This is a genomic window from Desulfofarcimen acetoxidans DSM 771, assembly GCF_000024205.1.
Lineage (GTDB): Bacteria > Bacillota > Desulfotomaculia > Desulfotomaculales > Desulfofarciminaceae > Desulfofarcimen > Desulfofarcimen acetoxidans.
This window is the reverse complement of record NC_013216.1, coordinates 2297402-2311537: the sequence shown is the minus strand read 5'-3', so window position 1 is coordinate 2311537 and position 14136 is coordinate 2297402. Positions and strand designations below refer to the sequence as shown.

The window sequence follows — 14136 nt, the reverse complement described above, 5'->3', positions numbered from 1 at the left end:
TATTAACCTAACCCAAGCACAAACTTGGCCGCGGACAGCACACCCAACTTTACATATTGCCTGGATAAACCTCCTTGCAGGTAAACTATGAAAGGCCGGCGAATCGGCGCGTCAGCTGTCAGTTCTAAAGAAGCACCCTGAACAAAAGTGCCGGCAGCCATAATTACCTGATCACCATAACCAGGCATGTCCCACGGTTCCGGAATAACATGAGCATCTACCGGTGAAGCTTTTTGAATTCCCCGACAAAAAGCAATTACCTTTTCCGGCGAACCTAGTTCCACGGCTTGAATAATATCTGTCCTATAATCCTCAGCGGCAGGAAAAACTCTAAACCGTAGTCGTTCAAAAAGTTTGGCTGTAAACACTGCTCCTTTAAGTGATTCGTTAACAATATGGGGAGAAATAAAAAGTCCTTGATATAATAGTCGCTGAAAATCAGGTGAAGGACCGACCTCAGCTCCGATGCCCGGGGCTGTCCAACGGTTGGCGGCCAATTCAACAAGCTCACTGCGACCCACAATATAACCACCTGTAGGAGCCAACCCCCCACCAGGATTTTTAATCAATGAACCGGCAACCAAATCAGCTCCTACATCACAAGGTTCTAATGTCTCTACAAACTCTCCGTAGCAGTTGTCCACAAAAACAATTATGGAGGGCCAGTTCTGCTTAACAAAACTGCATAATTCACCTATTTGTGCTACCGTTAAAGCAGGACGTTCCGAATAACCTCTGGACCTTTGCAGCATAATACATTTAGTTTGTGAGCTAACAGCTTCCTTCAATTTTTCATAATCCAGTTTTCCATCCGGCAATAATTCAACCTGGCGATAAGCGATGCCAAATTCTTTTAAAGAACCGCCCCCGCTGCCCCTGATACCTATAATTTCTTCAAGTGTATCATAAGGAGTCCCGGTTGCTGAAACCAGCTCATCTCCAGGACGCAGGATACCAAATAGGCAAATGGCCATTGCATGAGTACCTGAGACGATTTGACTGCGTACTAAAGCTGCTTCAGCACCAAAGATGCGTGCATATAACTTCTCTAAAATCTCCCGGCCCATATCGTTATAACCGTAACCTGAGGAACTCTTTAAATGAAAATCGCTGACCTTTTCTTCTTGAAAAGCAGCCAAAACTTTGCTGTGATTAATCCACGAAGTTTTATCCAATTCACGGTACACAGGCAACAACTCATTTTCTGCTTCCAGCGCCAGCTCTTCCAATTGCTCAAGCTCTATGTACAATTATTAGCCCCCTTAGTGATGCTTTCTGCGATTTTTATATCTTCTCTTTTAATATACATTAATTCTTTTCTTCCGACCTCTTTATCAGGCATTTTAACTAATCTTACCGCCTGGCACCGAATAGCGCGCTCCACAAGATTGCGAACCAACCTGGCATTGCCGCTGTGCCGATGTGTTTTTGCTTCTTTTTCTAATATTATTCTCATCTCTTCAGTAGCACCAGGTGAGAATAGGTACTGCCGCTGTTCCAACATTAAGTTACCAATAGACATGAGTTCGGAAATACTATAGTCAGGAAAATTAATTACGATAGGAATACGAGATCGCAGGCCTGGATTGGTTTCTGTAAACCACTCCATCTCCTCCCTGTAACCGGCCAAAATTAAAATCATCTTATCCTTTTGATCTTCAATACTTTTGACCAGAGTGTCAATAGTTTCTTTACCAAAATCTTTTTCTCCGCCTCGCGCCAGTGAGTAAGCTTCATCTATAAATAAAATTCCCCCCAGAGCTTTCCTAATCTGCTCTTTTGTTCTTTGTGCGGTATGCCCTATATATTCACCAACCAGATCTGCTCTTTCCACCTCGACTAAATGGCCTTTGCTCAATACGCCCAGCTCTTTAAAAAGTTTGCCTATAATGCGTGCTACCGTTGTCTTACCTGTACCGGGATTACCTTTAAAAACCATATGCAGTGATAAAGGTTCCGTAGCTAACTGTTCTTTTTGTCTCCTTTTCTGAATTTCAACAAAGGCATACACTTCATTAATCAACTTTTTCACACATTTTAAACCTACTAGGCTATTTAGTTCACGCAGTACATCTGCAGTAGTATTTTTCTGAGATGAATCCTGGTTTTTATATTTACTTGTACGGTTAATTACATGGATTTTATTAGTCATCGGTAATTCTTTTTTACTGTTTTCATTATTCTGATTGCGCCATATGTTTATTTTCAAAATCAGTTCACCTCTCCGAGCTGCGTTATTAAATTATACGCCCGGAGTTCAATAATTTGACCAAAAAAGCCTCTCCTTTTGAGAGAGACTTTGTTGAATATCAGGCAAACTTTATTAGTTGGTTTTACCCTCAGCAAAAGCAGTATTAACAGGTCTAAGCGGACTTATTGTTGAAATAGCATGCTTATAAACCATAAGCTGTTTGCCTTCGCTTTCCAGGATAACAGTAAAGTTATCAAAGCCCCTAACCATCCCTTTTAATTGAAAACCATTGATTAGAAACATAATTACCGGGATGTTCTCTTTTCTTACTTGATTGAGGAATGCGTCTTGCAAATTAATTTGGGCCTTAGTCATTAGGAGTCCCTCCGTTGGAATTATTTTCTTTTATACTTTATTTTCGACACTTTAGCAGCTTACTCCTGCAACTATCTTAATAATTTCTTGAACAATATCATCCATAGCCGGCTGTCTGCTAATATCAAGCCATGTAATTTTATTATCTCGTTTAAACCATGTTAACTGCCTCTTAGCGAAACGCCTGGTATTGCGTTTTAGCATTTCCACGGCTTCCTCAAGACTCATATTGCCATTTAAATAAGCTCCAAGTTCCTTATAACCAAGACTTTTCATAGAGGTTAATTGTGAAGAATAGCCCCTGTCCAGCAAACCTCGAACCTCTTTCAAAAATCCCTGTTCCATCATTTTATCTATACGTATTTCAATACGCCTGTAAAGTTGAGACCTCTCCATGATTAAACCGAAAATGTGCAATTTATATTTGGGTTTAGTAAATGTGTCCCTATCATGGTAACTGGAAATAGGCCTTCCTGTCTGATCGAAAACTTCCAATGCCCTAATTATACGTTTACGGTCATTACAGTGTATTTTTTCTGCTGCCAATGGATCAACAGTTTTTAAGAGATTATGTATATATTCATTTCCTCGTAGATCTGCCGACTGATTGAGCTTAGCCCTATATTCCCAATTTATTTCAGCACGGCTGAAATTATAATGGTCAGTGATCGAACGGACATACAAACCTGTTCCACCTACCAGAATCGGGCTGCTGCCTCTATTAAATATATCTCTTATATAATTTTCAGCTGCTTCCTGGTACAGTGCCACACTATATTCTTCATCAGGATTAATAATATCCAGCATATAATGAGGTATTCCACACATTTCTTCGATGGTCGGTTTAGCTGTTCCTATATCCATATATCGATAAATCTGCATGGAATCAGCTGAGACTATTTCACCGTTTATAGTTTTAGCCAGCAATACCCCGCACTCAGTTTTCCCAACAGCGGTAGGCCCGACAATAACAATTAACGGTATCGGGTTTTTATTGCCACCAGGTCCTTGACCAGTAGATATATTAATCATTATCTTTATTCTTCACTCCGTAAACTACAGGAGCATATTTGCCTCCCTCTATTCTGTCTATACCAAGCCTGGCAAATTCAGAGCTGCCTCGTCTTTCTTTGACTACAACCCTTTTTCTGGCAACTCTAAGAGCTTCTACCAAAACATCCCGATTCAAGGGAGATAAATCAGCTAACTTTCTTAAAGGTGTCATATTTGAAGATTTATACTTTGGTTGTCTGAACATTGGATCAAAATATACTATATCAAAGCTATTGGCCGCTGTTTGCAATAAGTATTCGTAATGGCTGGCATTTATTACTGTAATATTTCTCATAGTAGAAGAAAGCAATTTACTTTTAAAATTGTAATTTTTTATACCATAACGTACCAGAGCGGCAATAACCGGAGATACTTCCAAACCAAGCACAGTGCCTGAGGTGCCAGTTACAAAAGCAGATACGATAGCATCAGCTCCGAAACCCAGTGTACAATCCAGCACAGAATCTCCAGGCCTAAGATCCATAGCCTTGACCATTTGGTCAGTTTTCCCAGATCTAATATCCTTTATACGCACTGCGGCCATATTGGGATGAAAAAAAAATTCTTCTTCCCCTGTATAATAAAATACTTTATCGGGAGCAGCTACTATAACCCCTGCAACCTGATACTTATCAATCAAGGCGGGCAAGGATAATTTTTCCCTGGGCACCAGCGGATAACCCAGTTCTTTACAGAATCTTTCGGCTAACAGCAATTGGTTGGTGCCGCCTTTATGAGAGGTTGTGATCACACAATGATTTAAGAACACAAAATCAATACCTTCCGGTATATTATCTTTTAAACTTTACGGCCAGTTCTTCCAACGACAAGTGTATCAAGGTCGGCCTGCCATGCGGGCAGGTATAAGGACTTTCAGTTTCCGCCAGTTGTTCCAGCAGTGCCAGCATGGCCGATGGGGTTAATTTCTCACCGGCTTTGACTGCAGCTTTACAGGCCATGGCAGCGGCCATATTTTGTACCAGAACTTCTCTGCCGGTCAAGGAATCTTCTGAAAAATCAAGTATATCGAAAAAAAGATCTTTCTCTTGTCCGGGAGAAACATTTCCTGGCACACCTCTCAGTAAGAATGTACCCTTACCGAATTCTTCTATGATAAAACCTATTTCCTTTAATAAAATAATATGTTTAATTATCAATTCTTCTTCCCGAAAGTTCAGTTCCAAAGTTATCGGGATAAGCAGCATCTGGCTGACAACTTGTCCTTCAGAGAATTGTTTTTGATACTTTTCGAAAAGAATCCTTTCGTGAGCGGCATGCTGGTCAATAATAAATAAGCCTTTATCAGCTGAGGCCAGAATGTATGTAGGCATCAATTGAGCCAGTGGCCACAGAGAAGGAAAAGAAGAATTCTTTTTGTTTACCGGCGCTTTTTCTGAAACAGTTGTGTTTTGCCTCACGATTATTTGAGCCTGGTCTTGCCCGGCTGCCGGATTACGAATATTATTACTCTCCGCTCTTCCGGTTTGGTTATTGACTTGTACGAGCCGGTTGCCAGTCTCTAAATTTTCTTTTGCTTCGGATGCAAGTTTCTTTTCTTCTAAAACAGGTCTTTTATAATGCGAATTATTCTCTTGTGTTGGATTATCTCTCAACTTGGCTTCGGCAATTTTATCAGGAGTAAAATTTAACTTTTCTTGATAGGGTTCACCAACTAAGGTTTTTTGTTTAACAGCCGGTGTTATTTTTAGCTCGGGTATAAGAGAATTAGCTTGTAGAGCTCTTTTTATGGATTCCTTTATTAATTCGGCAATTTCATTTTCCTGTTCAACTCTTACTTCAAGCTTGGCCGGATGTACATTTACATCTACCTTTCCCGGATTAATTGCTAAAGCCAAAATTGTCAGTGGGTACCTGCCAGGCGGCAAAATAGTCCGGTAGGCTTCTTCAATTGCTCTTAAAATGATACTGCTCTTGACCAAACGATGGTTTATAAACAGGGTTTGCTGCTTCCGGTTTCCTCTGTTCACGGAGGGCCTGCTTGTATAGCCGTATATTTTCAGCAAAGCATTTTCTTCTTCCAGTGGAATCAATTCACGGGCAATTTTTATCCCGTATACTGCAGCCACTGCATCTAATAGACTGCCGCTGCCAGGTGCGTAAAAGACATTCCTGCCGTTATGACGCAGTCGAAAACTGACTTCCGGTTTGGCCATAGCCAGGCGATTCACCAGTTCATTAATCCTGGCGGCTTCTGCTGAAGCTGTTTGCATATGTTTTAATCTGGCCGGGGTATTATAAAACAGGTCACTGACAGTTACAGACGTACCGGGCGGACAACCGGCACTGCCGACCGACAGGGTTTTACCGCCGCTTATTTCAAGTCTAATGCCGGAAACACTGTCTTGTGCTCTTGTTTTTAACTCAACCCTGGCTATAGAAGCTATACTGGGCAAAGCCTCTCCCCTGAAACCCATTGTATTTATATTGGTCAGGTCCTCTGCGCTGGCTAATTTACTGGTAGCATGACGGTAAAAAGCCAGAACAGCATCTTCCTCAGACATGCCGGAACCGTTGTCAATTACAGTTATACTTTTCAGACCACCCTCATAGATGTTAATTTCAATAGCACTGGCTCCTGCATCCAAGGAATTTTCCACTAGTTCTTTAACCACCGAGGCAGGTCTTTCCACAACCTCACCCGCGGCAATTTGATTGGCGGTAAGTTCATCTAATATAATGATTTTGGGCAACATTTCACCCCCGACACGGTTAATCTTACAAGGAGGATTCCTGCCTGGATTGCTTGTTATAGATTAAAAATACATCCCTTACCTTATCCTGCATATAAACATAGTCATAGTAACTATTACCCTGCGCTTCACTATAGCTTTTATAGGCTTCTTCCTGGCAACTCCGGCAAGCAGTTATCGGAATCGATATACAAAAGACCTTGCTGTTCTTTCGAGAACCTCTGGCTGCCGTTGATTCTACGGTTAAGTAACCGGAGCAATAACCGCAGCGCTTGATTACCTCTGTTTGGTTCTCGCTGAAGCCGTCAGTATCGTAATAAACCGATTTTTTTCTTTGCCAGTATTGTTTCTTGCCAAAAATTTTATCCAGATCGATTTGATCCCTGTTCCGCCATATTTCCTGCAGCTTAGCTACTGTAGCTTTTATTTCAGTTGTACGCTGTTTGCTGTGCTCTATATTTAATGCATGAGGCTCACGAACATAAGAATAATCCTGTCCCGCCATGGCCAAAATTATGGCCAGATTTACATAAGGCAAAGCCGTCTCAATGGCATAGCCACCTTCCAGTACCGCCAGATCAGGTTTGAGTTTTTCATTCAACAGCGCGTAACCCTGGGCAGTCATACATATGCTGCCCAGAGGGTCAGTGTAATGATTATCCTGGCCAGCCGAATTTATGATAAACTCAGGCTGAAAGTCCCTGAGAACAGGTAAGATAAACTCATCCAGCACATAATGCAATTCCTCGTCAGTAGTACCCACCGGCAAAGGAACATTTAATGTTCGGGCAAAGGCTGTAGGTCCACCCAGCTCATTGATAAAACCGGTTCCCGGGTAAATGGTTCGCCCATCCTGGTGAAAAGAAATGCATAAGACATCAGGATCATGATAAAAAATTTCCTGTGTGCCGTCACCATGGTGTACGTCTGTATCAACTATAGCTATTTTTTTAAGACCGTGATGATGTCTCAAATAGTCTACCACAATAGCTTCATTATTGATATTGCAAAAACCGCGGTTTCCGTGTACAACCCTCATGGAATGATGACCTGGCGGCCTGACCAGGGCAAAAGCGTTTTTCAGTTCCTTTTGCCAAACCTTTTCAGCCAGCAGTATACCTGCACCGGAGGCAATCAAGTGAGCTTCCAGCACCTGGTCTGACACCTTTGGCACGCAAAAATGTGTGCGGGCAATATCTTTATGAGAGGCCAGCCGTGGAGCAAATTCCTCAATTTCCGGTAAATCCATTAGACCTTCTTCAAACAGCTGATCCTTGGTATAGAGGAGTCTTTCTTCCCTTTCCGGGTGAGTGGGAGAAATAGCCCAGTCAAAAGCCGGGAAAAAAATTAATCCGGTTTTGGATGTCATATCGTTTCCTCCTGTTCTACCCGAGATAAAATACCTCTCTTAGTTTGCACCACTATATCATAAATTTTTCCTACAGTGTGCCATCCCCGTACCACATTAAAAACTTCCTGGCGGGTTATTTCCACAACACGGGTTTCCCCGGCCAAAGACGTTTCAGACAGCCTGGCCAACCATTCCCTGGCCAGTTGTAGGGCATCCTGTTCGCTAAAGTTGCGTTTATTTAACTTGCCCTGGTAACCTGCCTCATCTATAGTAAATATCTGTCGTTCAGTGTCTGCCCGCAAACTGGCGGACACTGTAGGACATGCAACTGCCGCACCTATGGCGTTGGCTACCTCCGCATGATGCGGGAGAAGACTGAAGCAATTCAATTCCGCGGCAACTCTCTCCACCAGACCGGCGGCTCCGCCCCCTACCCCTGCCACCAAATCGAGGCGTACTGCTTGTTTCTGCAATATCTCCCAGATGCGGTAGGCTGGTTCTTCTTCCCATTCCCTGAACATTTTTCTTATTTCTGCAGTAATTGTTTTTACAACTTCGTCAACTACCAGGCCCGCTGTTTGTTCCGGTGTCAGCTTCAGGCCAAGCCTGTTCATGGCTTCCAGTGCTAAATCCCTGTCACCCAGCTTGATTAGATTCAATACAAGCAAAGCATCAGTAGGAGTAGGTGACGGTCCACCCAGGCAGTAGGGTGCGCCCTCTCTTCTACCGGTAAGAGTAAGCTTATCTCCGGCAGCTTCTACAGTTGTATCTCCGCCCACGGGAATAGACTTGACAGCTAAACCGCGAACCTGGGTTAGCAATTGCTCTACTTTTGCGCCTTTGGCCGAAAGCAAAGGTTCACCCGACAAAATTAAGGCCAAATCAGTGGTAGTTCCACCAATGTCCATTACTATGGCTGTTTTGCCGGTGGGAATTAGAGCCTGAACTCCCAGGGTACTGGCCGCAGGCCCGGAAAAAATAGTTTCTACAGGTGTTTTCTCCGATTCCTCCAGTGACAGGGTACCACCGTCGGCTTTTAAAATATAGGCTTTAGCCTTTACTCCCCGGTTTTTTAAAGCCTGGCTGACTGAATTGATAAACTCACGGTACTTGTCCCTGGTAGCACAAGTATAGAAAGTATTAACCGCGCGACGGGGAAAGTTTAGCCTGCCTCCTGCCCGGTGACCTAAAACAACCTGCCAATCAGGATATTTATCCTTTAAAACAACTTCGATTTCACTCTCATGACTGTTATTGCGATTAGAAAACTTGCCCACTATTGCCAGCTTGCGGTAGCCTTTTTCCGCTAGTTTATCCAGCTTTTTTACTGCCTGTTGCAGGTCTAATTTTATAATTTCCCTTCCCCGGTAGTCTATTGCTCCATTTACTATAACCGTTTCAGCAGGAAGATCGTATAACCAGCAACTAACCCCCGGCCCGGGCAATAGCAGCACCGCTACCGGGTCATATTTTCTTTCGGCAATCAGATTAGTTATTTTAGTAGTGCTGAAAACAACCCGCTCTATTTTATCTGGCTCAATTCCCGCCATTATCTGATCCAGTGCCTTCATTAAGGAATCAAGTAAATCCTCAGCAGTAGGAATCTTTGCTTTGGCCAAAACTCTTCCCTCATGCAAGAGCACCGCATCGGTACAAGTGCCACCGACATCTATACCTATTAACATATAAAGCACCTCTCGGAAACAATTAGTAATCTTTTAGCTTCCCCTGCAATTCAAAGAGTTTGTTCATTGCTTGCAGGGGGTTCATAGCTAAAATATCTAAACCCTCCAGCTCCTCTAAAATCGCCAGCATTTTCGGCCTTAGCCAAGGTACTGGCTCTTGAGAGCAGGAAAGCCGGTTAGCCTCACTGTCTCTCATTATAGAGCTGACGTCTTTTTTTTCTTCTTTTATAACCGACAGCTCCGCAAATGCTGATATCTCGCTTAAATCCACAGAAGCTGCCGCCTGACTCTGCCCGGTTGGAGAACAGGCTTCCAAGCTGTTTAATACCTCGTCTGCCCTCAGCAAAATATTTTCGGGAATCCCGGCAAGCCTAGCCACATGTATGCCATAACTGCGATCAGCTTTACCTGGGATGACCTTCCTCAGGAATACGATTCCATCTCCGGTTTCCTGCACAGCGACAGTATGATTTACTACACCATGCAACTGATCCAGGTCAGTCAACTCATGATAGTGGGTGGAAAAAAGTGTCTTGGCCTTCAGATCCCTGTTGATATATTCAATTAAGGCCCTGGCAATACTAATGCCGTCATAAGTACTGGTGCCGCGACCTACTTCATCCATGATGATCAGGCTTTGGGCCGTAGCATTTTCTACGATAACTTTGCACTCGTTCATTTCCACCATGAAGGTGCTCTGCCCACCGGCCAGATCATCAGCAGCCCCGACCCTGGTGAAAATCCTATCCACAATGCCTATTTCAGCGTAATCAGCCGGCACAAAGCTGCCTACCTGGGCTAAAAGAACAATCAGGGCCACCTGTCTCATGTAGGTACTTTTGCCTGCCATATTAGGTCCGGTCAAGAGAACAAGGCGCCTGTCCTGCTCATTAATATCCGTATCATTTGGCACAAACTCTCCGGTTTTTAGGACACGTTCCACCACAGGGTGGCGTCCCTCTTTAATCTTGATTAAACCGTTAGAGTTAATTGACGGGCGTAAATATCTTTCTTCCACCGCAGTTTCAGCCAGTGCCATCAACGCATCCGCCCTGGCAGCTGCCCGGGCGGACTTCTGGAGGGCGGGTATTTTATCAGCAACAATATTTCTTAGATCGATAAAAATACTGTATTCCAGTTCATTTAACTTATCCCGTGCCCCTAATATCATATTTTCATATTCTTTCAGTTGTGGCGTAATATATCTTTCAGCATTGGCTAAAGTCTGTTTTCTGATATACTCTTCCGGCACCAGATGAATATTGCTTTTAGTTACTTCCAAATAGTAGCCGAAGACTTTGTTAAAGCCTACCTTAAGGGACTTTATACCTGTACGCTCTCTTTCTCGGGCTTCCATTTCCGCCACCCAATTTTTTGCGTCTTTACCGGCACTTCTCAGGTAATCAACTTTTTCATTAAACCCGGTCTTAATCATACCTCCCTCACGTACAGAAACAGGAGGATTATCAATAACAGCTCTTTCTAATAAATCATAAAGCTCGTCCAGTATCTCAATTTGTTCACTCAGCTTGCTTAACAGTACGGAGCTGGTTCTGGCAAGTATCTCTTTGATTTGCGGCAGAACTGCCAGTGAGACTTTTATGGCATTTAAATCACGGGCCCCCGCTGTACCATAGGCGATCCTGCCGGTCAAGCGCTCCAAATCGTAGAGCTTAGACAGTATTTCTTTTAAATCATACCTGATAAAGCCGTCCTTTATCAGCTCAGCTACAGCATCCAGTCTTAGATTGATTTTAGCAGCAGATAAGAGAGGCTGTTCCAGCCAGTTTTTGAGCAATCTACCGCCCATAGCCGTTACTGTTCGATCGAGCACCCAGAGCAAACTACCCCATTTAGTACCTTCTCTCAGCGATTTTGTAAGCTCCAGATTTTTCCTGGTAGTGGCGTCTAAAACCATAAACCTTGAGGGTTTGTATACTGTAATTGCATTCAAATGCTGCAAAGCTGTTTTTTGCGTTTCTTTAAGATATGTTAAAAGACCTCCTGCCGCACACACGGCAGCAGTCATCTCAAGCAGCTTGTTTTCAGTTAATTTTTCCTCTCCAATGTTATCTACCAGCGACTTGTAGGCCTGGGTAAAGGTGAAAAAATCAAGTGGCTGTTGGCTGATAGTTATATTAAAGATTCCAGAGAAAATAATGCCTAATTCTGATTTACTAAAGCTATCCCGCGCCACAACTGCTTCAGAGGGCTGCAGGCGAGATATTTCCTCCGCCAGAGCGGTGTCATCAATAGCAAATTCAGTTACCATAAAAAGACCGGTTCCCAGATCAACAACTGCCAGTCCATAATGCTCTTTTTCCCGGCTGACAGAGATAATAAAATTATTTCTTTTGTCTTCTATAAAACTGCCTGACAATATAGTGCCCGGCGTGATTACACGGACTACCTCCCTGCGCACAATGCCTTTCACAGCCTTAGGGTCTTCTACCTGCTCACATATGGCAACTTTATAACCTTTTTCCACCAGGCGGGCTATGTAGCCCTCCGCAGCGTGATAGGGAACACCGCACATGGGAATGCGTTCTTCCCGGCCACCTTCGCGACCGGTCAGGGTTATATCCAGCTCACGGGAGGCACAGTGGGCGTCTTCAAAAAACATCTCATAAAAATCGCCTAACCGGAAAAAGAGAATAGCATCAGTATGCCGCTCTTTAATCTGCAGGTATTGTTTGATCATCGGTGTATGATTCACATTGCTCCCTCCCGTTTACCATTATAACATATGAAATTTTAAACCTAAAGAAAAAACCCGGCAGCGCCGGGTTTTTACCTTGTACTCAAGGGGATTATGCTTATGATGATTTGTGGATAAGTCATTGTTTAATGAAGTACAAATTTATGCTGCATAAGCAAAGTCAGCAACTGCAATAATTTCCGGTGAGCACAAGTGCCTATGGCTGCATCGAAAGTCGCTTAAAGCGATTTTCTTGTACTATTGATTAGCAGTGACCGTGACCACCCGAACCGCAGCTGGAACAACAAGAACTGGTACCGCACTCACAACCATGGCTTTCACCGGTAATAGCTTCAGAAATAATATTATTTACCGCTTCAATAATTTTTTCAAATTCTTGCTGTGTCTTGAAATATTGCACTATTAAATCATTACTCAACATTTTTTCTTCAAAAGCTTCTATTTCCTGCTTTTGTTCTTCGGTCAATTGCTGACCCTGCGATCTAAGCATATGGTATACTTGCTGTTTTTCTTCAAACTCCTGGATGATACTTTGCGCCAGAGGATCACTCATCATATTATCCTGAGCATTTCTCATAGCTGAAAGTTCAACGGATTCAGCAATTTCCCTGCCTAATTCACGGGCTTTATTCAAAATAGCTGACATTCTTCTACCCCCTAATCATTTTTTATATTAACCGGACACCCATCCAGGTGTGACAGCCTGCCTTTGATAATCTTTACCGGTACTGTTTGCCCGGTTAAGAAGTTTGCCTGAGCAGCAAATACAACCAGCTTGTTGGTTCTAGTTCTGCCTGTTAAATTATTGCCGGTCTTGCCCGGTCCCTCGACCAAAACATCCAGTATTCTGCCAACTTCAGCCTCATTATCAGCCAAGCTAATCTTATTTTGCATTTTTATTAACTCTTGAATACGAGCTTTTTTTACCGTTGCTTCTATCTGCTCCTGCATATTGGCAGCAGGTGTGCCGGATCTCTTATTATACACAAAAGTATAGGCGCTGTAACAGCGAACCTTCTCAAGCAAATCCAGGGTCGCAGCAAAATCAGCCTCAGTTTCCCCCGGAAAGCCCACTATTATATCTGTAGTAATACCGGCTTGCGGGACAGCACAACGAATCTTGTCTACTAATTCCAGATAATTTTCTCTGGTATAGCCCCTGTTCATCAATCTTAATATCCTGTTGCTGCCGGCTTGCACAGGCAGGTGAAAATGCTCGCACACTTTTTTGCTTTTGGCAATTACCTGGATAAGTTTATCAGAAAAATCCCTGGGATGTGAGGTCATATATCTTATTCTCTCAATTCCGGTATCTTCAAGCATTAGCAACAAATCCGCGAAGTCTAAGGGATTTTTTAAATCCTTGCCATAAGAATTTACATTCTGTCCCAACAGTGTAACTTCTTTATAACCAGCTATAACCAGCCCGCCCACTTCCTGAAGAATATCCTCCGGAGACCTGCTGCGCTCCCTGCCTCGCACATAAGGAACAATACAATAAGTGCAAAAATTATTGCAGCCGTACGTAATGTTAACCAGCGCTTTTATGCCGGATACTCTTTGCACGGGCAGTTCCCCGGTTACCGGAGCGACGTCAGACCAAACATCCAGAACAGGCTCTCGTTTTTCCATTACTTTGTCCAACAGATCGGATAACAGGTGTGAGTTATGTGTGCCGAATATTAAATCAACATAAGGAAAACGCTGGCGAAGCTTTTTAGCTGCTTCCGCCTGCTGTGTCATGCAACCGCAAACTCCCAGCACCAAATCCGGGTTTGATTTTTTTAGCCGGCGCAACCTGCCGAGCATGCCATATACCTTACTCTCAGCAGTTTCTCTGATACAGCAAGTATTTAACAAGATTATATCGGCGTCTTCCTGTTTATCAGTTTTTATGTAACCTTTATTATGCAATATCCCGGCTAAAATTTCCGAATCATGCTCATTCATTTGGCAGCCGAAGGTTATAATGAGATATTTTTTATGACCGGTTGCTTCTTGCTCAAATTCCATGAAATATTCTCCTCAATGAATATGGACTTTCTAATTAT

Annotated in this window: 11 protein-coding genes; all 11 read right to left on the bottom strand. The window is 43.1% G+C overall.

Going from position 1 to position 14136, the window contains the following annotated elements:
• Window positions 1–2: 2 nt before the first annotated feature.
• The 11 genes from DTOX_RS10495 to miaB all read right to left on the bottom strand — a co-directional run bounded on the left by DTOX_RS10495 (window position 3) and on the right by miaB (window position 14098).
• The gene (locus tag DTOX_RS10495; RefSeq protein ID WP_042317098.1) at window positions 3–1244 is read right to left on the bottom strand and encodes a methionine gamma-lyase family protein; all 1242 of its coding nucleotides are present in this window, start codon (window positions 1242–1244) and stop codon (window positions 3–5) included.
• Window positions 1241–2212: an AAA family ATPase gene (locus DTOX_RS10490; protein WP_042315689.1), complete on the bottom strand. Its 972-nt coding sequence runs from the start codon at window positions 2210–2212 to the stop codon at window positions 1241–1243. The genes DTOX_RS10495 and DTOX_RS10490 overlap by 4 nt, the downstream gene beginning before the upstream one ends.
• A gap of 111 nt (window positions 2213–2323) precedes the next feature.
• Window positions 2324–2566, bottom strand: coding sequence for an RNA chaperone Hfq (gene hfq, locus DTOX_RS10485; protein WP_015757663.1), 243 nt, complete (start codon window positions 2564–2566; stop codon window positions 2324–2326).
• A gap of 51 nt (window positions 2567–2617) precedes the next feature.
• The gene (miaA, locus tag DTOX_RS10480; RefSeq protein WP_015757662.1) at window positions 2618–3598 is read right to left on the bottom strand and encodes a tRNA (adenosine(37)-N6)-dimethylallyltransferase MiaA; all 981 of its coding nucleotides are present in this window, start codon (window positions 3596–3598) and stop codon (window positions 2618–2620) included.
• Window positions 3591–4388: a class I SAM-dependent methyltransferase gene (locus DTOX_RS10475; protein WP_157862913.1), complete on the bottom strand. Its 798-nt coding sequence runs from the start codon at window positions 4386–4388 to the stop codon at window positions 3591–3593. The genes miaA and DTOX_RS10475 overlap by 8 nt, the downstream gene beginning before the upstream one ends.
• Before the next feature lie 22 nt (window positions 4389–4410).
• Window positions 4411–6330 carry a DNA mismatch repair endonuclease MutL gene (gene mutL / locus DTOX_RS10470; protein WP_015757660.1) on the bottom strand — a complete coding sequence of 640 codons (1920 nt, stop codon included), beginning with the start codon at window positions 6328–6330 and terminating at the stop codon, window positions 4411–4413.
• 25 nt (window positions 6331–6355) lie between these two features.
• Window positions 6356–7699 carry a histone deacetylase family protein gene (locus tag DTOX_RS10465; RefSeq protein WP_015757659.1) on the bottom strand — a complete coding sequence of 448 codons (1344 nt, stop codon included), beginning with the start codon at window positions 7697–7699 and terminating at the stop codon, window positions 6356–6358.
• Window positions 7696–9366, bottom strand: coding sequence for a hydantoinase/oxoprolinase family protein (locus DTOX_RS10460; RefSeq protein ID WP_015757658.1), 1671 nt, complete (start codon window positions 9364–9366; stop codon window positions 7696–7698). The genes DTOX_RS10465 and DTOX_RS10460 overlap by 4 nt, the downstream gene beginning before the upstream one ends.
• Window positions 9367–9388: 22 nt before the next feature.
• On the bottom strand, window positions 9389–12082 hold the full coding sequence (gene mutS, locus DTOX_RS10455; protein ID WP_015757657.1) for a DNA mismatch repair protein MutS: 2694 nt from the start codon (window positions 12080–12082) through the stop codon (window positions 9389–9391).
• 247 nt (window positions 12083–12329) lie between these two features.
• Entirely contained in the window at window positions 12330–12731 is a 402-nt protein-coding gene (locus DTOX_RS10450) for a YlbF/YmcA family competence regulator (RefSeq protein WP_015757656.1), read from the bottom strand.
• Window positions 12732–12742: 11 nt separating this feature from the next.
• Window positions 12743–14098, bottom strand: a complete 1356-nt coding sequence (gene miaB, locus DTOX_RS10445) for a tRNA (N6-isopentenyl adenosine(37)-C2)-methylthiotransferase MiaB (RefSeq protein WP_015757655.1) — start codon at window positions 14096–14098, stop codon at window positions 12743–12745.
• Window positions 14099–14136 lie beyond the last annotated feature (38 nt).